A 25,453-nucleotide genomic window follows, 5' to 3' on the forward strand; every position below is an offset into this window, starting at 1 on the left:
TTTAGGAGTCTCGTAGGCGGGTATAGGAAAACTGCTGAACCGGCTAGAGCGAATGCTCAAGAAGGCTTTCGTTCCACTCATTGAGATTGGGTTTGGTCCAATCGCCATAGACACGCTTGACACTGGTCCTGCCGTAGTTCGCGATTTCAGCGAGCAGGCCGGCGATGATCTTCGGCGAGGCGTTGTCGCCGTCGATCAGGAGCGCGAGCGTCGAAGTGGTGTCGTTTGACATAGTAGGTTTTTTTCTCACTCGATCGCGAAAGTTGCAACGTCAGCATGAAGGTTCAGCGTGCTCTATTCGGCCGCGACGACCTCGAGCCTCGTCGCTCCGACCTCATCGAGATCGTGGAGCCGCACGCCCGGACAGACCTTCCGCGCTATGTCTGTGAGGTGCCGGTGATGAGTCAGGTAGATGACCTGTCCATGTCGCGCCATCTCTGCAAATAGCCTGAAGGCTTCCTCCGCCCGGAAGTCGTCGAAGGTTTCCATGATATCGTCGGCGATGAAGGGCACCGACACCCGGTTTTCGACGAATTCGTGATAACCAGCCACACGGAGGGCCAGATACAATTGGAAGCGAGCGCCCTTGGACAGTTCGTCTGCAGCTTTCGAACCACCTGCCGCCGTCACCGCGATGAGGACGTCTCCATCCTTGCCAGGCTGGGCGGCGACGCCTTGATAGGCACCGCGGCTTATTGTCCTGAAGGCTGACGACGCCCGAGCCATCATGCCGCTGCGATGACGATCCCTGTACAGTCGGAGACCGTGCTCGGCGGCCGCAACGCCCGCGCGCAGCTCAACGTATCGGCGGGCGCCGTCCTCTATTTCCAGAAGCGTCGTCCGCCGCTGCTCCTCGATCTCAGCCACCTTCGAGTCGCCGCCAATGGCGTCCAGCGCATCCTGCGCCCTGGAATGGTCTCTGAACACTTCGTTGCACCTGAGGTCCTGGCCCTCCAGGATTGGCGTGAGCCGGGCAAGCTCCTCTTCGAGTTCCGTCTTGTCCGCGGCGCCGACCAGCTCCTCGACGCCTACGATGTCGCTCGCGCCACTGCTTTCGACCAGCTCCTGCTCCAGCTCGAAGATCGATCGCGACAGTTCCCGACGCTTGCCTGCGAGGTCGGTACGGGCCTCGACCTCGTCCAGGGTTTCCACTGCGAAGAACTCGATCATCTTGCGCGCCCGAGCTTCCAGAAACTCCTGCTCCAGCCTCAAATCGTGCTCTTCCTTCCGGATCATATCGAGATCGCGCTCCAGCTTTTCGAGGCGCTCCTGGTCAAGCACCGCCTTTCGAACCTTCTCGACCACCGTCTGGGCGAGCTCGCTCGGTGATCCGTCGGCAGGGATGGCGAGCCTGCTGCAGAGCTCGAGCACCCTCGCCTCGAACTGCGCCTTGTCCTTCTCCATCTTCTCGATGCGGTCGATCAATCCGTCCTTCGCCTCTATGGCTGATGCAAGCTTCTCAAGCGTCGACAGGATCTCCGTGACCGATCCGACGCCGGGAAGGTGATCCAGCTCGCCAAGCCAGCATCCTTCGCAGGTCATCTTCCAGGCCAGCGCCCATTCTTCCGCTGCGCGCTCAATGATGTCGAGCGCCTTTCGGCGCCCTAGGACTTCCTTCCTGAGATGCTCCATCTGCATCGCACGGGCCCGAGCATGGTTGAACGCTGCCAATGCTTCGTCGGCCGCGGATGCCAGCCCTGCTAGATCGGCATCCGGATGGAAGCGCACCGCGGCACCGTTCAACGCCACTGTCAACGAACGCTTCGCTTGAGTTGCGCGATCCCGGACATCAGCCATATCCTGCTCGACGGCAATGAGATCGTCGCGTGCCTTGAGGGCCGCATCTCTCTTGCGGAGCCATTCTTCCAGTTCCTGCGGATCCGGCGCGAGCCGAAGGTCGGGAGATATCCCCCTCACCTTTTCCGCGACCTCCGATCTGACCTTCTCGAGTTCCGCCTCAGCCCGCCTATGGGACTCAAGAGCGGTTTGGATATTCGATCCCACTGTTGCGCGGCGCAGCAGAAGCTGGTTGAGCTTGCCTAGCTCCGCAAAATGCAACAGGCGTTGAGAGAGCACACGATCGTCCGCCCTCATCGCCGCCTCGAACAGGTCCGCCGAAGCGGCGTCCATCGTCTGACGATGTTCCGTCCACGCCCTGTCACGGGATATGCGACTTGCCGTCGCGGTAGCCTCATCGATCTCGCCGGCCTGATTACGCAGCGCCTCGATCTCGGCGTCCAACCGTCGTGCCTCGGGCTCGAGCCGCTCGAGTTCCGCACGCGCGGACCTCAAGTCCTCTTCGTTGCTCTTGAACGGCTTCCTCCAGCTTTCGAGGGTCGCGGCCGAAGGGCACGCCATCGTGCCGAGTTCGGCAACGGCGCCGTCCCAAGGATGAAGACGCATCATCGCTTCCGATAGCGCGCCGGACGCGGTGTCGCGTCGCCGTGAAAGCGACCGAAACACGAGCTCCTCCTCCGACCGTGGCTGCGCCTTCAAAGTCGCGGCAAGCAGTTCGAACGCCTTGGTCCTTTCCACCGGGTGGATCGCGTCGACCTCTTGAAATCCGACGCTTTCTTCCGCCAAGGCGTGCTCCGCCTTCGCGAGTTCATCGGCGGCACCGGCCGTCCGGGCATCTACGCCGGACCTCGAGCCGATCAGCGCTCTCAGTGTTCCGACCGTCGCGGCGTCGAGAACAAGCCGGCTCGGCGACGCCTCTGCCGGTCGTCCTAGAAGAAGGAGGATGCTTTCTATCGAAAGCTCGGCCGCGCGCGCCGAAAGCTTCGGGATGTCCTTCTCGGCCGTAAGATATCTGGCCTTAAGTTCAGAAAATTCGTCCATGCTGGCGGCAAGCTTGAGAGCGACGGGATCGGCTTCGAGGGCCGCCTTCTCCTCTTCCAGCAAAGCCGACGAACGGCAAAGGTCGTCCAGCTTGACGCGGTGTTCGATCTCCTTGCTCTTTAGCCCAGGCAATTCCTGCCGCCAGGATTCCGGCGGCTCCGGAACCACCTCAAGGTCGGCAAGCTTCAGCCGAAGCCCCGACAGCCGCCCCATGGACGGGATTGTCCGCAGGATGCGCCTGATTTCGTCGATCCGTTTCTGCGTTTGTGCCCTTTCCGTGATGGTGCTGTCGTACAGCCGGCTCAACCGATCCCTCTCGGAACCGAGCCGCTGGAAGTCGCTCGCCTGCAGATCGATTGCCTCGCGCTGCTGCTTGAGATCCTGCAGCCTCGCCTTCAGTTCGCCCAGGCCGCCGCTACGTGCACGGTACCTGTAGAACGCGTCGATTTCCCCCCGGATCGAGAGGAGCTCGCGACTAAGATCCGACAGCCCAGCGCTTGCGGAGAAAAGCAACTCGCCGAGGTCGCCTTTGCTTGCAAGAATGCTTTGTCCGCCTTTCTCAAGCGTGTCGTCGTCAAGTGAGAACATCGTCGTGAAGGCGTTCCGGTCGATACCACCAAGATCGGCCCTTATCACAGCGTCGGACTGAACCCGCTCCTCGTCGTCGAGCAGGCTGTTCTGCGGACGCTTGATTCGGACGAATTCTCGATCCTGACCGGCGACACGGATGTTCGCGCCTATCCGCATTGAAGCGTAGGCATGCAGGAAGCCGTATCTGCTTGTGGTGCCGATGCCGAAGATCAGGTCCAGGATGGCGTCGGAGGTCGTCGACTTTCCCGCTTCGTTCGGCCCGTAGATGATATGAAGATCGGGCGAGCCTACGGGGGGCGGTCCGAAATCGATGACGCCATCCGTGAACTTGCCGTAACGATTTAGGTCAAGGCGGTTGATGCGCATCAGTCGACCTTCTCCCGACGAAGACGTGCCATGACTTCGGCGGACCCGCCCGCGGCAATGTCGGCGAGATTCTCCTCGAACGATACCTCGTCGGAGCCGAACATCTCGCGAAGCTCGGCAGGAAGCTGCGCGCGCAGCTCCTCGACGATCGCTCTGAGCTCCTGCCTGTAGCCCTCTGACCGATTCACTTCGTCTTCCATGATGACGGCCAGTTCGCCTGCCGCTCCCGACCGACTGTTGACGCTGCCAGGAGGCCGGCAGACGGTTTGCACTTTGTCGATCCAGACGTTTCCGATGAGGGACCCGCGGGTCTCCAGCTCGGTGCGGACGAGGTCGAGATCACGACGCAGCCGCCAAGCCAGGTCGGTGGATCCGGTTATCTGCACGCGTGCCACCAGGTGTTCCGCCGTGACGGACGCACGTAGCTCGTGGAGGCCGAACGAGACATCGCCTATCATACTCGTCCAGTCGGTTGCCCCCGACACGTCAACGGCAAGGCGCTCGAATTGCGCGACCGCCGTCGGCCGCTCCTCGACAACGATCGACCGGTCGTCCCTGATCGTGACCAGCGAGACCGATTTGCGCCCGTCTTCATTGATGTCCCTCCCCTGCGGCATGCCAGGCATAACGACGACCGAGGCGGTGTCTTCCACCACCGACCGCTTGTGAATATGACCCAGCGCCCAGTAGCGGAAGCCGCTCTGCTGCAGGTCCGCGACACTGCACGGAGCATAGAGGTCATGCTTCTCCGATCCGCCGAGGCTCGTATGCATGATGCCGATGTTAACCGCATCCGGAACAGGAAGACCGTAGTGTCGAAGCAGGCTTAGTGGGGCGTGCGGCTTCGCGAAACTGAGGCCATGGATCGCAATGGGAGAATGGCCGGCGCCATCGATCACCACCGCTTCGGCGTTCGCGCCGAACACCTTCACCGTCTCCGGCATCACAAGCTCCGTCGTGATTTTCGACAGAGCATCGTGATTGCCTCGGATGATGAACGTTCGAATGCCCGCCTCATGAAGGCGCCGAAGTTGCTCGGCGATAAAGCGGGCCGTTTTCATCGACGTCTGATCGCCATCGTAGAGATCGCCGGCAAGAACAAGCGCGTCCACCTGCTCTTCGAGGCAAATATCGACCACGCGGATGAACGCTCGCCTCGTTGCCAGACCGATGAGATCGGAGAGTTCCGGATTGCGCAGAGCGAGCGTCTTCAGAGGCGAATCAAGATGAACGTCGGCGGTATGCAGGAAGCGATAGGCCAATTGGATACCTCAAGCATTGACTTGCCTTCATATGCCAACGATTGAGTCGAGGCGATAAACACATCGCGTTTCGTTCTGTTCTCCACACGTTTGTCCAGTCAGTGACCGTAATCGCTGAGGGCCTCCTCGATTTTCGGCGCTCGTCAATTGCATGCCGACAGACGAGTATGACGCGACTGATGATGAGGAGAACCCATGGACAGCAAGAACGCGGGTTTCGACGTATTGGAGCCCGATCCACCTTTCCTCGATACTCAGGCGATTCGGTAACATCGATCATAAGCTGCAATCGGCGACCATGAAAACGCGCTGGTTTTCTCCGCAGCAAGCATGTTTGTGTCCGCGTCAGAGGGCAATCAGATAGGCGACCAGCGCATCCTTTTCTTGTTGCGTAAGCTTTGTTGCGAGAACCAGATTGAAGAACTCGACCGTGTCGGCGAGTGTCATTAGCCGCCCATCGTGCAAATAGGGTGGGGAGTCCTTGATGCCGCGCAGTGTGAAGGTCTTGATCGGACCATCCGGTGACAACTCGAGATCGTTGACCTTCTGGCCGATCTTATAGAAGCGCTCGAGCTTCAAATCGTGCATGTTGTTGTCCATGAAGGCGGTCTGCGGGAGATGGCAAAGGGCGCAGCGGCCCTTGCCCATAAACACCCGTTCGCCTTCCAATTCCTGCGCGCTCGCCCGGCCTGGATCGAGGCGTCCGGTCGCATCGAGCTTGGGCGCGGGCGGAAAGTCGATCATGTTCTGCATCTGCGCCATCATCGAGACCTGGCTCGCGCGATCGAGCAGGTTCACGCCCTTTCTCGCGGCGCTCACATGGTCGCCGTTGAAATAGGCGGTGCGCTGCTCGAACTCAGTAAAGTCTTCGATCGACCGCAGCGATCGTTTCGAGCCGTGAATTTGCTGATTGAACAGCCCACGCAGACTGGTCGTGTCGAGACGAAACCGCTGCGCGTGTGGCCGGACATCGGGGGTCAGGTGGAAGGCGGCATTGGTATGAAAGTTCGAATGGCAGTCAAGGCAGGCGACGCCCAGGCTCTCCTCGGCAGCTTTGCGGTCGTCCGTCTCGTTGAACTCTTCTTGCGGAAAGGGAGTTAGCAGAAGTCGAAGCCCTTCCATCTGCACCGGCGTGATAATCCCGCTCATGGTCTCATTGAAGTTCCTGATCGTCAGAAGCTCGCCGCGCGACACGTCACCGAGTTCCGGATGCGAGGTCAGAAAGATTGGTGGCGGGAACTCCGGCGTCAGGTGATCGGGAAGGTCGAAATCGACATCGAAACGCCTGAGATCCCTGCCCTCCTGGCGGCCGATTTCGTTAATCTGCACCCTCGGAAAAACCTGGCCGCCAGTTGGCTGCTTTACATGTGGCAGCGGCAGAAAGCCCGCCGGCAGTAGTCCCTGCTCTTTGATCTCGTCCGGGCTCTTGGCGGCCAATGTGTCCCAGCTTACGCCCTTCGGGAGTTTCACGCGAACGCCTGCCTGAACCGCCTTCCGGCGGCCTGACATCATCACACCTTTCAGGGGATGATCAGAAAGATCGTAGCGCTCCTCAAGCAGGCTCCGCTGACGTTTCATGACACCCGGCTTCGTACGTTCGTCGAGTTTCTTCACCTCGGAAAAGGGGAGAATGGGAAACGTTCGATAGATCAGATCAGCAGGCAGCGGATCAGACGCGGTCGCAAGAGCATGCGCGGAGACTGCGAATGCGATGGTTATACCGATCAGAATTAGCGACCTAAGTCGGGTCGAGTGGGCTGTTAGGTCGCAGCCCGAGATAAAAACTTTTTGACCGAGATCGTCAAGAATATAGGGCGTCTTTACAGAGGTGTTGGATGTTCCTACGCATTTTTTCCAATAGAATGCGATATTACGCAGACCTGACATGTGCTTTTGCTTTCTTCACCACGGTGCAAACGACAGCTTCTGCCGCCACTGACGAGTGAGGTTCAAATTTTGTGCCAGGGGAGCCGGAAAGTGGATCAGAGACTTTGTCTTGCACTTAGTCAGCCGCTTGAACGAGAGCGCAGCGAGACGCTACGCGAACATCCGTGTGTCACGTACCCGACAAAGCGGACTGTTATTCGATGATTGCAGTCTGCATGCTTAGTGCCGAAACGGATTACATGGCACGCATATTCCTGATCGCTAACTTTGCTGGTCATTCCCAAGCTGGTGCACAGCCGCTGAGGAGCAGGCGCTTCTGCCGCCACTGCCACTGAGCCCAGGAGGGCTTTCACACCAGCGAGTTTATGTTCTTCGGGTCAGCGAGGCGGCGGCTAGCTGTCTTTCACAACACGGCCGCCTTTGATTATTGTGCGAATGCGCTTGGTGTCGGCAAGGATCGACAGGTCCTTAAGTGGATTGCCGTCGATCACGACCACATCTGCGAAAGCCCCCGGTGCGATGATCCCGACCCTGCCCTCCAGCTGCAGGACCCGAGCGGCATCCAGTGTGGCGGAGCGGATCACTTCGTCTGCCGGCAGGACACGGCCGCGTAGCTCGAATTCTTGCGCCTGATACTCGTGCATCCCGCCGAGTAGATCCGAGCCGTAGCCCATTGTTACTCTGGCCTCCCGTAAGGTCTCCAATGCCGTGAAACCCGCAGCCAAAACGGAATCGATCTTTTCGAGCGAAGCCGCTGGCATCCCATGTTCGGCGCCCTCGCGCGCCAGGGCGGCGTATGTGATGTTCGTAGGAACCACGACGGCGCCCGACTTGCGTACCCGCCTGGCGGTTGCCGGTGTAATCAGGTTTCCGTGCTCGATCGAGCGCACCCCAGCCTCGAGTGCCCTGGAAATGGCTTCATCCGTATAAAGGTGAGCGGCGACATAAGTGTGCTGGTGCGCCGCTTCCTCGACCACCGCCTGCAGCTCGGGAAGGCTGAACGCGACCGCATCTACGGGGTCGGTCGGCGAAGAAACACCGCCGCTCCCCATGACCTTGACGAAGCGCGCGCCCGCCTTCAGCTCCTCCCTGGCCGCTAGTCGCACTTCCGCTTCGCCGTCGCAAATGCGGCCAAGAGCGCCCAGCTGGTCAAGATAATAATTTGCAGGGCGCCGATTGTGCCGATCGCGATAATCGGTGTGGCCGCCCGTCTGAGACAGTGCCTTGCCGCAAATGACGAGGCGCGGCCCCTCGATAAGCCCGTGCTCGGCAGCGTCCACCAGCCCTTGATCAGCGCCGCCCATGTCGCGGACCGTCGTAAAGCCACGGCTCAACATTCCGCCCATGGTATTTGCGGCATGGAGCGCGACGAGCGTGTTGGGCAGCTCAGCGTTCGCGGCGAGATTTCCTTTCGCGGCAACAACATGCACATGGCAATCAATCAATCCCGGCATGACGAAGCGCCCCGCCGCGTCAAAAATGCGGGCGCCGGTCGGTGCCTTCACCCGCCCTCCGACTTCGGCAACGAATCCATCCGCCAGCAGAACATCAACCCGATCCGCAGCGCGGTCCGCGGTGCCGTCCACGATGGCAGCATTGCGAATAACGATTGTCTTCATCCATGCGCCCCACGGTTTTCGCTAAGAATCGACCGCTGACAGAACGCCATCACTTCCCTGAAATGACGTGCGGGTCTCCGGCCCTGCCTTGATAAGTCGGCCAAAGCACTGATTGTCAGCCTTCACCGAGCGTCCGCAAAATCGATCGCCTCGCGAAGGAAATAGTAGCCGCGGGCGAAGAAGGCGGCGCGTTCACGATTGTCTACGCCGAAGCCATGGCCGCCGACATCGGGTTCGTAGAAGTGGGCCGGATAGCCGAGTGCCTGCAGTTTCGCAGCCATCTTACGCGCGTGGCCAGGATGGACGCGGTCGTCCCGCTTCGTGGTGGCGAGCAGGATCGGCGGGTAGGATCGCCCTGGCTCGGCAGCGTGATAGGCAGAAATTTCTCTGAGGAAGGCCCAATCCTCGGGCTTGTCGGGATCGCCGTATTCGTCAATCCAGCTCGCGCCTGCGAGTAGCTTCGTGTAACGGCGCATGTCGATAAGCGGAACTGTGCATAACAGTGCGCCAAATCGCTCGGGATATCGGGTAAGCATGTTGGCGATGAGGAGGCCGCCATTCGAGCCGCCCTCCGCGCCGATCCGCCCAGGCCGCGTGACACCCCTGCGCACCAGGTCGGCAGCAACGGCTGCGAAATCGTCATGGGTCAGGCGCTTGCCTTTCCGTCGCCCCGCCTCGTGCCAACGCGTGCCGAACTCGCCGCCGCCGCGGATGTTCGCCACGACGCTCGTACCGCCGCGTTCCAGCCACAGCTTGCCGATTGCGGAGTTGTAGCGGGGAAGATTAGACATGCCGAAGCCGCCATAGGCGGTGAGGTGAACCGGTGCATCTCCGGTTTCTTTCGCAGGCCCGACCTGGGTATAGGGGATCATCTCACCGTCCGTCGAGACCGCTTCGTGGCGCGTGACGATCAGACCGGATGCGTCGAAATTTTCCGGGGTGCTCTTCAGGATCACTGGGGCGCCGTGAAGCGGCGCAGCGTTCAGATCGAGCAGGGAAAGCAGCGGCGGGTCTAACGGCCCCTCGGCCGATACGAGGACCTCGCCATTGCTCTCGTGCGTTGCCGCATCGAGCGACCAGACGCGAACAGTCCCCGCGGTGGGTATGGCGCTCAGAACGCTGTGCGTCCATTCCTGCCGCCCGGGCGTGAACACTACGAAACCCGCAACGAGGTTGTCGAGATGAGAGACAACGAGCTTCCCGTCGGTCCAGAAGAAGGACTGCAGCGAGCACCTGTCACCCGGTTCGAAGAGGGTGGCAAAGTCGCGCTCGCCGGCGACGAAAGTGGACAGGGAGATGCCGATCAGCACATCGGTGGCATAGGTCTTTCCGCCGACCGTCCAGGGCCTGCGCGGCGCTACCGCCAACCAGTCGCCGAAGACGGTCCACCGCGCGTCCCGCGGAAGATCGATCTGTGTTTTCGGACCGCTTCTGTCGCCGATCCGGGAGATCGAATCGAAAAAGGCCGGTTGATCGATGAACCAGACACGCCCGCTCTCGGCGGTGCGGTCCAGAACCGCGGACACGCCGAGGGATTCGGGACCCGTCTCGAAGATCACCGGTGCGGCGAGTGGATCCGAGCCGCGCTTCCATATCCGCACCGTGCGCGCGTAGCCGGAGCGCGTGGCCATGTCATCGCCAAGCGCACTGGTAAGTAGAAGCGTATCGGGATCGAGCCAGCCGACATCCCCCTTGGCCTCCGGAAGATTGAACCCATCGGCGACGAAGCTCCGTGAGCCGAGATCGAATTCGCGATGCACGACCGCGTCGCTGCCGCCGCGCGATAGTCGCAGGATGGCTCTTTCGCGTCTCTCCGGCTCGACCGAGGCACCACCCCAGACCCAATCCTTTCCTTCCCTTGCCGCCAGCGCATCCAAATCGAGAACGATCTCCCAGTCCGGCTTCGTCGTTATATAGGCGGCGAGTCTCGTTCTACGCCACAAGCCTCTCGGGTTTGCGGCAGTTTGCCAAAAATTGTAGAGATACCGGCCGCGGCGGGTGATCTGGGGTATCTTGTCAGGGCAGTCGAAAATTGCTGCGAGCGTGTCGCGGTCGCATTCGAACTGCGGTCCGCCGAGGCGTGCCAGTGTTCTCGCCGATTGCTCCGCAACCCAGACAAGGGCTTCTTCGCCATCAATGTCTTCAAGCCAGAGATAAGGATCATCATCGGGGGCATTCGGCGTCGGGCGAGAGTCGATACCAATCATGTGATTACACCCATAAACGCAAAATACTCCGTCTGAAATCCCGTCATCAAGGATGCTGCTTTCCTTTTTCGTTGCCCCGATACAAGAGTCAAAAGTCGTGCCAACTGCACATGACCTTCTTCCCGGATGGATTCAGGGGCTAAAGTGGGAGCAATCAGCAACTGCCGAACACTCCCCCTTGTCGCGAAGTCGACATCCCGCTGCTGCTCAATCGTCTCAAAGCGTTCAGGCGCTAAGCCAGAGTGGGACTCTCTGGAGTGGCATCACAATCGTGGGAGCCCGAGGCCTGGTTAGCCGGCTGCCTCCCCATAAACCGGCGACCGCTCCTGCGGTTCATACTGGTCGAAACGCTGACGGATCACGCCCGCGGACACCGCAGCGTTCGAGCTTCGCGGAGCCGATCCGGACATCTACCCCTATTTTGATCGAGGTGACCGCTCCCCCAACTGTGTTCGATGCTTGGAAAGCGTGTGGCGATCGCCGCCGGCAGCCTTGACGCGCTCCGCCGCCAAGGGGTGCCATGCCGCCGTTTTTTGCTCTTGGCCCGTATGAAGGCCGGATCAGAGGTGGGCCGGACAATATTCGTGCTGGTCCCGATTGATAAGGAACTCGGACGCGGCAAGCGGAGAAGCCAGCCGGGACCCCTCCTCTACCAGCATCTCGCGCAGCCAACGACTGGCCGGATCACTATCATGAAGCGCAGGCCATTGAACGGCCTCGGTGAACGGAAGGTGTTGGGGCAGCGGCAGCTCGACTATTTGGAGGGGCAGGATTTGCGCGAAATGCTGCGCCAGGCGTAAGGGCATGGTTCCTATACGATCGGTGTCCGACAGCATGGTCGGAATCATGCTGTAGCCGTGTACGACGACGTCGATCCTTCTCTTTTGACCGTACTCCAGCAAGTACCGTTCCTCCAGACCTAGCCTCAGGGTGTCCCCGAACCCAACGACAACGTGCCCCATCGACATGTATCTCTCGAATGTGAGTGGCTCTGACAGCTGCTTGTTCGAACGACAGCCGACACACACGTGTACATCGTCGAACAATTTCGTTCGAGAATGAGCGTTTGACATGAATATCTCCGGCAGAATCAGAAGATCGACGTCGCCGCGCTGGAGAAGATCCTCGTTGTCGTCGCTGGGAGGCCGAAATTCGAAGCTGACGGCGGGGGCTTCACGCGTCGCACGCTCCACGACCCTTTCGAAAAACACGAGCGTCACGTAGTCGGAAAGGATGATCCTGAAGCGGCGATCCGATCGGGCCGGATTAAACGGCTCCCAGGATAAGATGGAGAGCTGAATGTGCTGCAGAGCCTCCCGGGCCGCGGCCGCGAGCCCTTGCGCACGAGGCGTGGGGATAAATTCGCGCCCCGCCATTGTAAACAAGTCATCACGAAAATAGCTGCGCAATCGCGCGACCGCTGCGCTCATTGCCGGCTGACTGAGATTGATGCTGCGTGCCGCCGCCGTGACGTTACGCTCGGTCATCAACGCGTCGAGCGCGACGAGGAGATTTAGATCAAGGCCTTTAAAACGCATGTCTCTTTATCCATAGCGTGGATGTATGTCGCATCCTTTATTAGTAATATAAATTGACGGTTTCACAGCACAGAGACTCGGTACGGAAACTTTCATTCGCGAATTGGACATTAAACGCGAATTTGAACATTGCGGTGATTTGCGGACGTATGTTCGGGCAAGGCGAGCGATCCAGCCTCGCCTCGCGCCGATTTTCAGCGGGTAAACGGTCGGCGTTTCCCCACCCCATCCCGATTGTTCTGCGGTTGTCGTCGGCAGCGATTACGGGGGGTCAAACAACGAGGAGCGATTTCCTCCTGCGTCGCTCGAAGTTCATCTTTGAAGCGGACGACGAATTGCCGAATAGATGAAGCGGTTGGACGTGACATGGTGAATGTCGGCGACACCGATGGCGATCATCCGACCGCGCAGAGGCTTATCTGCGGCACGCCCGTCTTTCGATTTTCGCGCAGACCGGTCTTTCGATTTTGCGCGAGCACCTTCGCCAGGCGACCTGTCAGGGGGACCTGCGAGAATGCGACCCGCTAACGCCCCTCCTTGTTGCGGACGGATTTTCTCCATAGTGTGCCCTGTAAAGTGCGGAGAACCTCCCGAACTGAAAAAATCCCCATTTCAGGCAGATTTCTTTCAAAAGCATATGGTTCTCTGGATCAAGGAGGTCCTCCCGCGCTGCCCGTAATCGAAGCATCTGTAGATAGGCTGCAGGCGTTGTATCCTTGAAAGCACGAAATCCCACTTCGAGTGCTCTGGTGGAAACACCCGCTGCATCTGCCACCATTGGCATTGTAATCGGCTTGTTGATATTGGCGCACATGAACTCTATCCCACGTCGCACATGTCCGGGAGCAATCATGCAAGGCTTCTTACTCAGTAGATGCGACAACCGATGAGGCACCATCCTTATTACCACGTCGGCAAGTGCCTGCGTAATATGCGCCATCGCAAGGGGGGACTGAAGGAGGGGACCATTATCGCGGATCCCGTCGATTATCGCTTCCGTGACATTGCCGATTGTCCTACCGACCGGCGTTGACAGATCCACTTCGGGCAACAGGTCGAGCGAGCCATTAAACGGCACATCGAAAGTTTCGCCAATGATCCTTTGGATCAACGACCAATTAAGCACCAACTCGTCTATCAGATTGGACTGCCCGTGCATTGATATGCCGTCCGGCTCGAAATTCCTGTAAAGAAGCAGTTTCCCGGGTTCGGCCCCGGCCATGCGCGAACCGTACGTAACCCCCATGCCACCTCTGCGCGGTACTACGATCGACAGGTGCTCTGTTGCACCCGCACACCACTGAGCGCGGAACTGAAATCCTGTCTGATGATGACCAGTAATCAATACTGCGCTCTCAGAGGCCGAAAGGTCGATACCCCAATGGAAGTCTTGAGCATGGCCGACAAGCTCGGCGTCGAATGTGCCGAAAACCCCTCCCAGCGTTTCGATCATGCTATCGAACGTTGAACCACGATATCGAAAAACGGCATCACCGGCGCTATTTTCCATCATGCATTCTCCAGGTTCAGTATTGCTGCTTTTATCATTCCTGCTGGTTCAACGGCCAAGGACCTGACGAGAGATGTGCATGCATTCCAATTGCGGCGCGATAGCGCCGGATGTCCGCGCAGAGCGCTTGTTGCCGATGAGGACCGTCTTGACCGGAATTGCAGCCGACAAAAATTGTCGCCGACCTTGCGTTGAAGCGCGGCTCGGACTGACCATGATTTCCGCCGAATTTGCGCCGTGCGATTTTTGAGCAACAGCTCGTCCTGGGAATAGGCGCGTAGCCGGGCTGCGGCCGCACTCATGCCCGGCTGGCTGAGATTGATGTTGCGCGCCGCGGCCCGTGACGTTACGCCCGGGCATCAGAGCATCGAGCGCAACGAGGAGATTTCGATCAAGACCGTTAAACCGCATGGCTGTTAGCATGGGGCGGATCTATGCCAGCCGAGCGCTTGATCGACGGCTTCATTGGAAGAATGTCATTGCCAGAACTCAAACGGAGGGCCGGCAGACCCGCCAACCGGGGCACGCGCCGTCGCTCCTGCCGGCCGCCGGCGTTGGACAACGGGCGAGACGGCATGAGCTTGCCAATGAGCGTCGGCGCTTCGGACAATGAGGCGAGGTGGCTCATAGCTCTGGTCCATTCCGGTCGATTATCGTACCGGCGGGCCAGTCGGAAATCGGCCGTCCAACAGGCAGAACGATGACAAGCGGATCCTCGACGCGCGTGGGCGGCAGGTCGACACGCGCGTGTGGCAGCGTGGATCGTACGCTAATCCCTGACATAACAGTCAACAGACCGTGTCGGCCGAACCTCTCAATGTGTTTCCGCAGCTCGTCCCGGACGGTACCGAAAGCGAAGGGAACTTGAAACTCCTGAAGTGTGGGAAGCATGACATGGATCGAATGAGCAATTCCGAGCCCCTCCAGATCCGGTCGTACCCCATACAAGCCGAGTTCAGCCACCAGCAGATCGACGCCGTCAACCTTGATGAATCGGCGCAGTAAGCCCATGTGGGCAGCTACACCGCCGGAATCGTAGGCGATGGCACGAAGCTCGGGTCTCGCCCCGGCCCAGCTTTGACTGCCTTCGAACGGCTTCGCATTGAAGGACCCGGTCGGTCCGTAGGTCCTTCGAAAGAATTCCGCGAGTTCGACATGGTCGGAGAGTTGCAACTCGTTTTCCCAACACAATTTCCACCGCACGTCAGAGCGCATTCAAAGACCTTTTTTGCTGTTGAATAGAATTCGGAGGTGTCGACCTTACGCCCAAGTTTATTGCTCGCTTCGTCAAGACGCAGTCGGATCACCGCGCAGGCGCCGCCCGTTTAGCCCGCCCTCGTGATCGCCGATAAAATGGCGAATCAGAACCTGCAATAAGCCGAAGCAATAGCTGGCGACTGATCTCACACAGCCGCAACTGGCGATGTTCAGGGAGCCATGGATGACGCTGGGCATGGAAGCAATCAGCGCGTTGCCAGCTATAGCAGCCGCCGAAGATGGATCCACAGCCGGCGCGGGCACCGGCGAGTTCATTGGACAGGAGGTCAACTGCCGCATCCCAATTCAGCGGAACACATCAAGTCCGTGCCGGTCGTCCGGGTCCGGGCCCTTCTCCAGCAACTCTTTGCGTACCATGGTGTGCGCGACGTGCGCGCTTTGACACAGAGCAGCGGAAAAACCTTGGATGGCATCGATCGGATCCGGATCATCGGCATGCGGCAGCTGTCCATCGTCCATTCGTGCCGAAAACGCGCCTCTATGCGAGGTATAGGGGCGTCTGGGCTTATTCGTTTCCGGCAGGCTGCGAAGTCCAGCATGAAAGGATCCTGTTCCGACGCTTAGGCCTGCCTGTGGCCCAGTGTGGCGACGACGGCAAGCGCATTAAGGTCACCACGCCCTTTTAGCGCATACTAAATTGGGCGTATTTCGATGAACCGCCAATCTATATAGAATATCCGCCATGTCGCTGTTCAGGCATGGCCAGGCACGTGACAGCGAATATTGGGTGCTGCGCCCCATCAAGCAGATGTCGGCAGACACGCGATCCGAGACCGGTGTGAACCCAATGACCGCTGGTCGGCCTTAACAATCCTCGTGGAGGTGGAAACCAGTACGCCTGTCTGCTGAAGGTGGTGGTTTGGTCCTGCGTTCCCGAAGCGATGACCGCGTCCCCACATGAGACCTTGAAAGCCATCGCCTCCCCGCGATTGATTTCTCCGGCACATGCCACCAAGCGAATGATCACCTGAATCTAAATGCGGGCGACAATGCCGAACATATGCGTCAGTGACCTCAACCGCACCGCATTCGAAGACTAAACCCCTGGCGTTACCAGGCCTCTTACCCCACGGACGACGTCGCCGCACCACGAGCTCCGCCGAGCCGAGATCAAGACCTGCACAGGCAGGGCTTCATATCCCATGTATCGAGGATTTGGATCGGTGCCATCTAAACAATCAATTTATCAAACCTCGTCAAATGCTATTAGAATAAAATGGAGTGAAGAACAAAGGCAGGAGGTTTGCGTGCTCCCATAGGTACGATGCCGTCCGCCTCCATCGGTTGTTGGTCCAGGATCACTATCTCAGCCACCTAGAAAAAGTCGCCTGAGGGGTGCGTCCGACTCTTGTCGTGATCAACTGCAGCGAGATGCTCGACCGGCGCGGTCCCCACTATTGTGACCATTGGGGTCGGGCAACTGTGCCGATAGCTCCCTGCAATTGTACCGCCGCTCTTTCAGAGCCTCGCCTGACAACTGCAGTTCGGCTCGAGGCCCTTATCAGGATAACTACATGCCGCAAGAAATCTCACTCTCCGATGTCAAGGATCTGATCGGCAAGGAGATCGGCGTCTCCGACTGGATCACCGTGACACAAGAGACCATTGATACCTTCGCGGAGGCGACGGGAGACTTCCAGTTCATTCACACCGACCCAGTACGCGCAGCAACTGAGACCCCGTTCGGCGGCACGATCGCGCATGGTTTCCTGTCTCTCTCGCTGCTCTCGGCGATGAATTACAATTGCCTGCCGAAGATCCGCGAGCTGACGATGGGGATAAATTACGGCTTCGACAAAGTTCGCTTCATGGCGCCGGTCAAGTGCGGCGCACGCGTGCGCGGCCGCTTCACACTGGCCGACGCCCGCTTCTGTGCCGCCAGCATGCTGATGATTATCTATGACGCAACAGTGGAGATTGAGGGGGAAAGAAAGCCCGCCCTGAATGCAATGTGGCAGACATTGATCCAATTCGACGCAAAGCTCATGTCTGAGCAGGCCCGGCGGGCGACTTTCGCCGCCACGCGCAGGCGCACTATTCCGGCCGCTGCACAATAGAGCTTCGGCTTTCCGTACCGGGCAGCGTTTCCGAGGAAGGGAGCGATCCCCGTCCGCATGCACTCGCGAGGATAGCCGAGACTCCTTCTCGGCCCGGACTGGCATTCTTGCATGATCGCTTTGCGCAAGATTGGTCGTGGGCGGGGTCGCAGCTCCTATTTCGGTCTATAGAGCCGGCTTCGCGCGTTCGACAAAGTAGGCGTCGCACAGTTCCCAAAGCGGTCATATCACCGGACGGCATGGATCATGCAATAACTGCCTTGCAATTGTCATACTTAAGGTAAATATGCTGCACTGCACCATAAGCGGTTTGTCCTGCCCCTGAAGCCGTCTCCCTATGGCGCATGATCGAAGGAGTTACCCATGCCAAATTCAGCGAACAATGCAGGTGCGCCTGTCACGAAGCGGGGCCACGTCGACATCGGTGACGCAGCGCGGCGATCTCGCGAAGCGGTTGGATACAGCATCGAGGATCTTGCATTGACCTGCGGACTGACTGGCGCAGAAATCACCGGGATTGAACTAGGTAATGATGTCGACCCGGACAAGCTCAGGCGCATCGCGGCGGCACTTCGAGTGCCAACCTCCACCTTCCTGCTGGACTAACGGAACGGGCGTTACGCTGCCAGCGATACCCGACATCCCCCGTTGCAAATACGCACTTTTGAATCGCGCCAATATCGGCGACTACCAAATGAAATTATAGCCATCGTCCACGGACGTTCTGGCTTTAGCGGCAGCAGGTCGCGTTCAGCCCGGCCTTTTTGTGTACGCTACGTGACCGAACCGGTCCCCTCTGTTGTACTCCTGCCAATAGGGCGTACACTGCTGTCATCAGCGGCCGGTTACACGGGCGCCGCTGGCTGAAAGATCTGCGCTTTCGCCCCAACTAAGCGAGTTGCGCAATGTATTCTGGCAACGATTCCTATAACCCTCCGCTTTCGCCTGACGATCTCGACTTGCTCCAGAGCATCCTCAATGAGGAAATCAGGGTCCGACGCATTCCGATCACAAGCGACCGAGCCGATGAGCTTGCCGGGAAGCTCATCAGGCTGTTTCAGTCGGGAGTGAGACAGCCTGATATCCTTCGTTTAATGATCGGGACCGGGTGAAAGCCTCGCCGCCGAGGATGGCCGTTGACGGCGGGTTGCCTTCGTCAGCAATCGAAGAAAAACTCGCTCGTCCAATCGTTCGGGTGATGACCAGGCCTCACCCTTCGCCGGCTTGACGAGGTCACCTGTACGCCCTGCGCCATCCAGCGGCGTGCGCTTCTGTTTCCGAGCAGAACCACCGTTCGCCATATCTCGTGTTGATGCGAGTTGAATCGTAGAAGCGCTGTCCCGGCACGTGGTAGATCTTCTCCCCAGTTTCGATGCTGATATTTCCCTTGATATCGCAAGACCATCCGGTGACTGAGAGCCCTTGCCAGGAGGAGATGAGGCCCGCAAGAGTGGAGCCACCAGATGCACCCACGGCGAGCGCAGCGATCACCAGTCCAGGCGCTCGAAACAGCAGCGATCGTTGTGCGCGCTTGTGGCGATAGTGCATGCCTTCTCCCCACCTGTCGTTGTGCGGAGAATCTTACTGCAGCGCGTCCGTCGGCAATAGCTGCACAAACGGGTTAGGGCATCCTTTGCCGTCAGCGGCATCAAGCCCGCCGCCGTCAGAGCGTGGAAGTCCGCCCGGATCGTCCCATTCTGATCTCCCGCTTTTGCCGAAGCCGCTTTCTAAAGAGATCTCGGCGAGTCGCGCGCCATGTGCCGTCCGCCGCCTCCCCTTCGCATTCAAATCGATCGGTACGAGATTGAGCTCCGACGCCGACCCAGCGACCCTGGCCGAGGCCGCCGCTGTCGCTGACAGCAATCATCAGGGTCCGCAGCTTCACGCCGAGGCGCAAAAGCAGAAGCTTCCACCGGCTGCACTAAAAGTCGACATTAAGACGCTGGGTTTCGTCGCGCCTACACTCCGTCGAGATCGGCCCGGCGTCAGTCAGATGTGCCGATCTCAATGACAAGGACTTTCAACAACGAGGAACCAAGCAAGCCGTTGGCACTACCAATGCACCTGCAGTATTTCAAAGAGGGCGGCGTTCTTTCGGCCGCCACGGATCAACGTTCATGAAAGGGAGACTGGCGTCATCGCGGGACAGAAACCCTCAGAAGCATGCTGCCGGAGACAAGGGCGATGCCGAGAACCTGCCGCGGGCCAAGTTCATCTCCAAAAAAAGCTGAAGCGAAAACGCTTCCTGCCACCGGCACGAGCAGCGTCAAGTAGGCGGCCCTGCCGACCCCGATGCCGGCGATTGCGTAGTACCAAAGCCAAAACGCGACGGCGCCGTTCAACACACCCGAATAGAGAATAGCTAGCACATCGTTCCAGCTTGGAAGTGGAATTGATCCGTTAGGCACCACCGTGAAGATGAAGAAGAAAGGAAGGTTCAGGACGAAAGACAATATGCATTGCAACGCTACTCTACTGATCCCGGAAATCGAGTGGGATGGCTTTCCTGCCAGGATTGTTGCAAAAGCCCAGGCGCTCGCGTTGATGAGAACCAGCATGGCACCCGCCCCGAAGCTACTGCCACCAATGTACAGCAATACGCCGAAGACCGCTACGACGGGTGCAAGCATTGCGAACGGATGGAGGCGCTTTCCTGACACAATCTCGATCAGGCTCGTAATGGCGGGCATTGTGTACATCAACGTCAGAACAGCCGACGCTGGAAAAAATGCAAGAGCTATCACGTTGACCGTCGACACGACGAACCCGTTGATGACTGCAACGATAAGCGTGTTGTGTCGTTCTGCGATTGACGCCGTTCGAAGCTCCCGCATGCTCTTAGGAAGGAATACAGCTATTGGAAGAAGGCCCGCCAGGAGACTGTAAAAGCGAAAGGGCCAAACACCCAGGTCTTTGATTGCCTCGCGGGAAAGGGAGAACGCTGTGCTCCAAATCAAGACCACGGCTCCCCCGGCCAGCAGGGCCAGCAAGGACCTCATATCAAAGACAGCCCTATTATTCCGCGTCATATCTGACGACTACTGCTATTCGTTTTGCCCTCGGCCGAGCAGTCACCATCGACACAAAATGCGGAATCAAGCGGGCGCTGGTGTCAAAGATCAGCGCCTGAAACTCGGTTGGGACCAAGCACGCTCTAATCGCTTTGCAATCGTCGGTCTGCACCATCGTGAGGCCGCCATGGTTCGGTTCCCACCCCTTCGACAGGTTAAGAACGAGGCCGAAACTCTGGCCCGGATCTGTATGCGTAAATAGAAACTCCCCTTCGTCAAACCGATTGAAGTAGAATCGCCGGATGGCCGTAGCTTGTCTTCCTGTGATCTGCCTCAAGACCTCAAACATGGATATTGACGACAAAAGTTTCTTAACACCCCAAAATATGGGGTTCCGGTTATTGGTTGGGGTGTCTTCCAACCGCTTGAAGGAATAAGAGAATTTCCCAGCATTGTAATCGGCGATCGCCAGTTCGTGAGCAGCAGCTGCCCGGCTATCCTGATAGTAATCCTCTTCGCCATCGCGATTTTTTATGATCGCGGACCAGAAGCGATCCTCGATCCTTTCGACGCCCTGGGCGATCCGAGGCAAGCCGGGCAGGAATTCGGATAGGTCGAAATAAACAAACCCTTCGACGTCAAACGTCTCGCGTAGCGATTCAATCTTGCTCAAAAAGCACCTCTTCACGCGTTGCGTATGTCCTTAGCGACATGTGGAATCGCTTCCCCACGAGGTTGCAGTTGTCGTACCTTGTAATAAGTTTCAGGATCTGGTCGGCAACAAGACCTGCCATTACCGCCAAGGATGGTGCGCTTTGCCACGCGTTGACGCTGCGATTGCCGTTGGCGAACTCATTTTTCAGCCGAGCTTCCTGGAAGCTTCTAACCAGCGCGTCGTCACTATAGAATCGCTCTTGCGAAATGCGCCGCACGTCTTCGAATGAGGGGTGGCTGCCGTCATTGAGATAAATTGGACCAACCGATATGTCGAGCGGGTCACCGCCAAGTTCGATCACCGGAATCTGCCGATCGCGAGCGATCTCGTGGACTATTCTCTCGACGCTGTCCTTGCGATAGTACCCCAAGCTCGCCCAAGCCAGAATTGTAACGGTAACTCCTTTCAGCAGCTCTCCCAAGCGAACACGATCCGGTAGGGCAAATTCGTAGAAAGGTTCGACGCGAACATGCGGATTATGCTTGCTAATGTTTGCCGCCGCGGCATCTACCTTTCGTGCCCCTAGATCAGTGGTGTTGTAGAGAACCTGGCGATTGAGATTGGAAAGTTCGACATCGTCCCCATCCACGATCCGCAATGTGCCGATTCCGGATCGTGCAAGGAGGAGAGAGCACCACGTTCCCCACCCCCCCATTCCCAGCACGAGCACACGGGCCTGCTTTAGTCGCTCTTGATAGGCTGTCGCATTATCCACCCGATCTTCGTCGATGAGTGAGAATTGCAGCATCTGCCTGTCGTAGCGCTCGATCTCCTCCGAGCTCAGCAAACTGGAAAATCGGGAACTGTCTTCAATAAGCCCGAAGCCAGCAAGAGCTGAGACAAAATCGTGCACGTCACCATCCGTGACGTCGTACTGTTCTGCCTTAAGCTGCTTCAGTATCCTCGGCATTGTATGATCGCCGTCTAGTTTCGAAAGCACAACTGCAACCCAAGGCGGAGGAGACTGGATGATCTTTGATTTTCCGGGTATCTCACCGATGCAGATGCTTCCGTCCTCCGCTACGAGAACATGGTGGGAGCGCTTCAATAAAGGTTTCACATACTCCACGAGATTGCCTCGCTCAAAAGGAAGGGCGAAGTCGCGTGTTGACTTCGCCCCCGGATCTACAGCCTAGGCGAGGATAATTTTGCCTTTGCTGTACGTTGCGTCTTCTTCGCTGATAGCAGAGATGCGCTTTTCAAGGTCAGAAAATACAAGTTTTCTCATACTCGTTCCTTTCTTTCTGAAGCGCGCCACAATCGGCGCAACCACCGTCGGTGACCTTGCGAGCACGTCAGGACGTGTTCGCGAGGCGCAGACAATTCTAGATGGAGCGATAGTCCATCGATTGCGCTCGACCATCTTCGGCAGAGCACTTGTGGTCACCAGGTTGCTAGCGCCTCGCTCGAAGGAGACTCAAAAATCGTGCCAGTCACGCCCGCGGGCGTGGCAGTTTTTTTGACCCCGTCGTTCAAAGGCTTGAGGGAAGGTGCTTCGAGGAGGCTCGCCGAAGGAGATTGTCGCGGAGCGGACAAATCCGACACGACGGGTCCTCCTGCTCCAGTCACTACGTTTCGATGTGTTATCGGGGAAAGCCACAGTACGCCAGGTGCCTTCATGAATGATGTCGACCCGGACAGGTCAAGCGTATCGGCGGCGGCAATTCGAGCACTAACCTTCAGATTCTGCGGAATGGCGTCACGCTGCTGGCGATCGTCAACCCGCATGTTGTCCTTGATCTGCGCCGCCTGAGTGGAATGAAGACGGCGTTCTTAAGGCTCATCGCCTGAATGCGGCGATGTCGTTGCCACTGGATTCCTTCGGCGTTGCCCGCGGCCCATGCAGCACATATTGGTCGATTCGCATCGATCGATCCGTATCGTTACGTCACCGTAATTACGTTCCCACGCGATGGACGCAATCATTGCTAGATCAGTGCACCTGAGGATCGGAAACCATATGCTGTGGCGCTGCGGCGTATTGAGAACAGCCTGTAAGTTAAGTCGATGTTGCGGCCCGGCCCCCACCTCACAATCACCGATCTGAGATCATTGGCAGCGACTATGCGCTCAAGCAGGTCATCACGGGCATTGATGCCGAATCCCAGAAGGATTTTGCCTCCTTCGGTAAGAAATGCTTGAGCCTCCGCCAAAAATCTCTCGAGCTGGCCGTAGCCGGGATCAAATGCCCCACGCTCGAGGTCATCGATAAATTCGAATTTTGCTGGAACGAAATTCCAGGGATAGTTCCAAAAAATAATGTCGAACGTCCTTCCAGGAGGAATATTACTGAAGATATCACTTTCGATGACGTCGACATTTTCAATACCGTTTCTTGCGGCATTCTCCAAAGTGTTCGCGACGGCCTGCGGATTGATATCGCAGGCTAGCAACGACAGCGCTCCAGTCTTTGCCAAAAGGAGACCCGGGAGACCGAAACCGCAGCCGATTTCCAAGATCCGCTTTCGAGCAAATGGTGGGAAGTTCTCGCTAAACCAACGCCAACTCTGGAAATCTTCGGGAGGAAAAACGCCTTCTCGAACGATCAGATCCAGCCCGAACTCCCGTATTCGCCGCGGAAAAGTTCTCTGTTGGCTAGTCCTGAGCGTTGCCCTGATATTATCGAGTTCGCTCAAATGTTCCCTCCGAGATGGGGACGCGCTAGCGCTGCTGGCCGCTCAACTGTATCGGGCCCACACGGCAGTTTTCCCAGGCCTTGAGGCATAATATGCGGGTCATGCAGGCCGACTGTTTACGGCACGTCGACGTCCACAGACACGCCGGCGTCGAATGCTGCCCCCGCGCGATAAGTGCAGCGGCTGCGTTCGGCCCCGTCGAGTGTCGCTGGAATACGACGACCTCTGCTTTCGGGGCCGAACGCACCTTATTTGAAGCTCTCGGCTAGCCGATGAAACGCGGCTTCAGGCGGGACTAGAAGTCCATTCCACCACCGGGTGGCATTGCCGGCGGAGCTTCCTTCTTGGGCTTCTCGGCGATCATCGCTTCGGTGGTGACCAGCAGGCCGGCAATTGAGGCCGCACCCTGCAGCGCGGTGCGGACCACCTTGGCGGGGTCGATTACGCCCATGGAGAAGAGATCGCCGAATTCGCCCGTCTGGGCGTTCCAGCCATAGGAGAATTCGGGCTTCTCGCGCAGCTTGCCGACGATGATCGAGCCTTCCGCACCGGCATTCTCGGCGATCTGGCGCGCCGGAGCTTCGATGGCGCGGCGAACGATCTCGATACCAACCCTCTGGTCGTCATTGGCGGTCTGCACGGCATCGAGCGCCTTGACTGCATGCAGCAGTGCCACGCCGCCGCCCGGCAGGATGCCTTCCTCGACTGCCGCGCGCGTTGCATGCAGCGCATCGTCGACGCGGTCCTTCCGTTCCTTGACTTCGACTTCCGTCGAGCCGCCGACGCGGATGACCGCGACGCCGCCGGCGAGCTTGGCAAGGCGCTCCTGCAGCTTCTCGCGATCATAGTCGGACGTCGTCTCTTCGATCTGCGCCTTGATCTGCGCGACGCGGCCATCAATGTCGGCTTTCGCGCCGGCGCCGTTGATGATCGTCGTGTTCTCCTTCTCGATCGAGACCTTCTTCGCACGGCCGAGCATGTCGAGCGTGACGTTCTCCAGCTTGATGCCAAGGTCTTCGGAGATCACGCTCCCGGCCGTCAGGATGGCGATGTCTTCGAGCATGGACTTGCGGCGGTCGCCGAAGCCCGGAGCCTTGACGGCAGCGATTTTCAGGCCGCCACGCAGCTTGTTGACGACGAGCGTAGCAAGCGCTTCGCCTTCGACGTCTTCGGCAATGATGAGAAGCGGCTTACCCGATTGCACGACGGTTTCCAGAACCGGCAGCATGGCCTGCAGGTTGGAGAGCTTCTTTTCGTGGATCAGGATATACGGATCCTCGAACTCCGCCCGCATCTTGTCCTGGTTCGTTACGAAATAGGGTGAGATGTAACCTCGGTCGAACTGCATTCCCTCGACCACCTCGAGCTCTGTCTCCGCGGTCTTGGCTTCCTCGACCGTGATCACACCGTCATTGCCGACCTTCTCCATTGCTTCGGCAAGGTAGCGGCCAATCTCCGCGTCGCCATTTGCCGAGATGGTGCCGACTTGGGCGATTTCCTCATTCTTGGAAACCCCGCGCGCATTGGCCTTCAGCTCGGCGACGAGCGTATCGACGGCAAGGTCGATGCCTCTTTTCAAGTCCATCGGGTTCATGCCGGAGGCAACGGCCTTGGCGCCTTCCCTGACGATCGCTTGCGCGAGCACCGTGGCGGTCGTAGTGCCGTCGCCGGCGATGTCACTCGTTTTCGACGCCACCTCGCGCAGCATTTGCGCGCCCATGTTCTCGAACTTGTCTTCGAGCTCGATCTCCTTCGCGACCGTGACGCCATCCTTGGTGATGCGCGGCGAACCGAAGGACTTGTCGATGACGACGTTGCGGCCCTTGGGACCCAGCGTCACCTTGACCGCATTCGCAAGCGTATCGACGCCGCGCAACATGCGATCACGTGCATCGGAATGGAATTTTACTTCTTTGATAGCCATGGTTCACTCCTTCA

The 25,453-nt window shown here is 58.5% G+C and carries 18 protein-coding genes and 3 pseudogenes; 2 read left to right on the forward strand and 19 right to left on the reverse strand.

Annotated features, from left to right (window positions below):
• Positions 1-46: 46 nt before the first annotated feature.
• The 11 genes and pseudogenes from RHIBR816_RS0131190 to RHIBR816_RS37785 form a co-directional block, all read right to left on the reverse strand.
• Positions 47-232: pseudogene (locus RHIBR816_RS0131190) on the reverse strand (NYN domain-containing protein); the annotation flags it as partial.
• A gap of 62 nt (positions 233-294) precedes the next feature.
• Positions 295-3,795, reverse strand: a complete 3,501-nt coding sequence (locus RHIBR816_RS0131195; RefSeq protein WP_018240512.1) for an AAA family ATPase — start codon at positions 3,793-3,795, stop codon at positions 295-297.
• Positions 3,795-5,057 (reverse strand): DNA repair exonuclease, encoded by a 1,263-nt coding sequence (locus RHIBR816_RS0131200; RefSeq protein ID WP_018240513.1) that lies wholly within the window; start codon positions 5,055-5,057, stop codon positions 3,795-3,797. Before RHIBR816_RS0131200 ends, RHIBR816_RS0131195 begins: the two co-directional genes overlap by 1 nt.
• 345 nt (positions 5,058-5,402) lie before the next feature.
• Positions 5,403-6,569, reverse strand: coding sequence for a hypothetical protein (locus RHIBR816_RS0131205; protein WP_018240514.1), 1,167 nt, complete (start codon positions 6,567-6,569; stop codon positions 5,403-5,405).
• A gap of 767 nt (positions 6,570-7,336) precedes the next feature.
• Positions 7,337-8,563, reverse strand: coding sequence for an amidohydrolase family protein (locus RHIBR816_RS0131210; protein WP_018240516.1), 1,227 nt, complete (start codon positions 8,561-8,563; stop codon positions 7,337-7,339).
• A 122-nt stretch (positions 8,564-8,685) separates the two neighbouring features.
• On the reverse strand, positions 8,686-10,770 hold the full coding sequence (locus tag RHIBR816_RS0131215; protein ID WP_018240517.1) for a prolyl oligopeptidase family protein: 2,085 nt from the start codon (positions 10,768-10,770) through the stop codon (positions 8,686-8,688).
• A gap of 560 nt (positions 10,771-11,330) precedes the next feature.
• Positions 11,331-12,308: a LysR family transcriptional regulator gene (locus RHIBR816_RS0131220; protein ID WP_018240518.1), complete on the reverse strand. Its 978-nt coding sequence runs from the start codon at positions 12,306-12,308 to the stop codon at positions 11,331-11,333.
• A gap of 496 nt (positions 12,309-12,804) precedes the next feature.
• Positions 12,805-13,821: a helix-turn-helix transcriptional regulator gene (locus RHIBR816_RS0131225; RefSeq protein ID WP_018240519.1), complete on the reverse strand. Its 1,017-nt coding sequence runs from the start codon at positions 13,819-13,821 to the stop codon at positions 12,805-12,807.
• A 251-nt stretch (positions 13,822-14,072) separates the two neighbouring features.
• Positions 14,073-14,229: pseudogene (locus RHIBR816_RS37780) on the reverse strand (LysR family transcriptional regulator); the annotation flags it as partial.
• Positions 14,230-14,442: 213 nt separating this feature from the next.
• Positions 14,443-15,033, reverse strand: a complete 591-nt coding sequence (locus RHIBR816_RS0131235; protein WP_026187645.1) for a NodA family N-acyltransferase — start codon at positions 15,031-15,033, stop codon at positions 14,443-14,445.
• A 348-nt stretch (positions 15,034-15,381) separates the two neighbouring features.
• Positions 15,382-15,555 (reverse strand): hypothetical protein, encoded by a 174-nt coding sequence (locus tag RHIBR816_RS37785; RefSeq protein ID WP_018240522.1) that lies wholly within the window; start codon positions 15,553-15,555, stop codon positions 15,382-15,384.
• A gap of 1,055 nt (positions 15,556-16,610) precedes the next feature.
• Here RHIBR816_RS37785 and RHIBR816_RS0131245 point away from each other — a divergent pair.
• Positions 16,611-17,153 carry a MaoC family dehydratase gene (locus tag RHIBR816_RS0131245; RefSeq protein WP_018240523.1) on the forward strand — a complete coding sequence of 181 codons (543 nt, stop codon included), beginning with the start codon at positions 16,611-16,613 and terminating at the stop codon, positions 17,151-17,153.
• Between the two features lie 363 nt (positions 17,154-17,516).
• Complete coding sequence (locus RHIBR816_RS0131250; RefSeq protein WP_018240524.1) at positions 17,517-17,759, forward strand: helix-turn-helix domain-containing protein; 243 nt, start codon at positions 17,517-17,519, stop codon at positions 17,757-17,759.
• Positions 17,760-18,386: 627 nt separating this feature from the next.
• Here the strand turns inward: RHIBR816_RS0131250 and RHIBR816_RS36785 are convergent.
• The 8 genes and pseudogenes from RHIBR816_RS36785 to groL all read right to left on the reverse strand — a co-directional run bounded on the left by RHIBR816_RS36785 (position 18,387) and on the right by groL (position 25,439).
• Positions 18,387-18,701: a hypothetical protein gene (locus RHIBR816_RS36785; protein ID WP_026187646.1), complete on the reverse strand. Its 315-nt coding sequence runs from the start codon at positions 18,699-18,701 to the stop codon at positions 18,387-18,389.
• Between the two features lie 587 nt (positions 18,702-19,288).
• Positions 19,289-20,182, reverse strand: coding sequence for a DMT family transporter (locus RHIBR816_RS0131265; protein ID WP_018240526.1), 894 nt, complete (start codon positions 20,180-20,182; stop codon positions 19,289-19,291).
• Complete coding sequence (locus RHIBR816_RS0131270) at positions 20,169-20,837, reverse strand: hypothetical protein (protein ID WP_018240527.1); 669 nt, start codon at positions 20,835-20,837, stop codon at positions 20,169-20,171. Before RHIBR816_RS0131270 ends, RHIBR816_RS0131265 begins: the two co-directional genes overlap by 14 nt.
• Positions 20,824-21,789: a ThiF family adenylyltransferase gene (locus tag RHIBR816_RS0131275; protein ID WP_018240528.1), complete on the reverse strand. Its 966-nt coding sequence runs from the start codon at positions 21,787-21,789 to the stop codon at positions 20,824-20,826. The genes RHIBR816_RS0131270 and RHIBR816_RS0131275 overlap by 14 nt, the downstream gene beginning before the upstream one ends.
• Positions 21,790-21,801: 12 nt before the next feature.
• Positions 21,802-21,948 (reverse strand): annotated as a pseudogene (locus RHIBR816_RS39120) (hypothetical protein); the annotation flags it as partial.
• Positions 21,949-22,011: 63 nt separating this feature from the next.
• A complete protein-coding gene (locus tag RHIBR816_RS39125) occupies positions 22,012-22,242 on the reverse strand; it encodes a pantocin A family RiPP (RefSeq protein ID WP_371259081.1) in 231 nt (76 codons plus the stop codon).
• A gap of 565 nt (positions 22,243-22,807) precedes the next feature.
• A complete protein-coding gene (locus tag RHIBR816_RS0131280; RefSeq protein WP_018240529.1) occupies positions 22,808-23,515 on the reverse strand; it encodes a class I SAM-dependent methyltransferase in 708 nt (235 codons plus the stop codon).
• Between the two features lie 295 nt (positions 23,516-23,810).
• Positions 23,811-25,439, reverse strand: coding sequence for a chaperonin GroEL (gene groL, locus RHIBR816_RS0131285; protein ID WP_018240530.1), 1,629 nt, complete (start codon positions 25,437-25,439; stop codon positions 23,811-23,813).
• Positions 25,440-25,453 lie beyond the last annotated feature (14 nt).

Source organism: Ensifer sp. BR816 (assembly GCF_000378985.1).
In the GTDB taxonomy this organism is placed as follows: Bacteria; Pseudomonadota; Alphaproteobacteria; order Rhizobiales; family Rhizobiaceae; genus Sinorhizobium.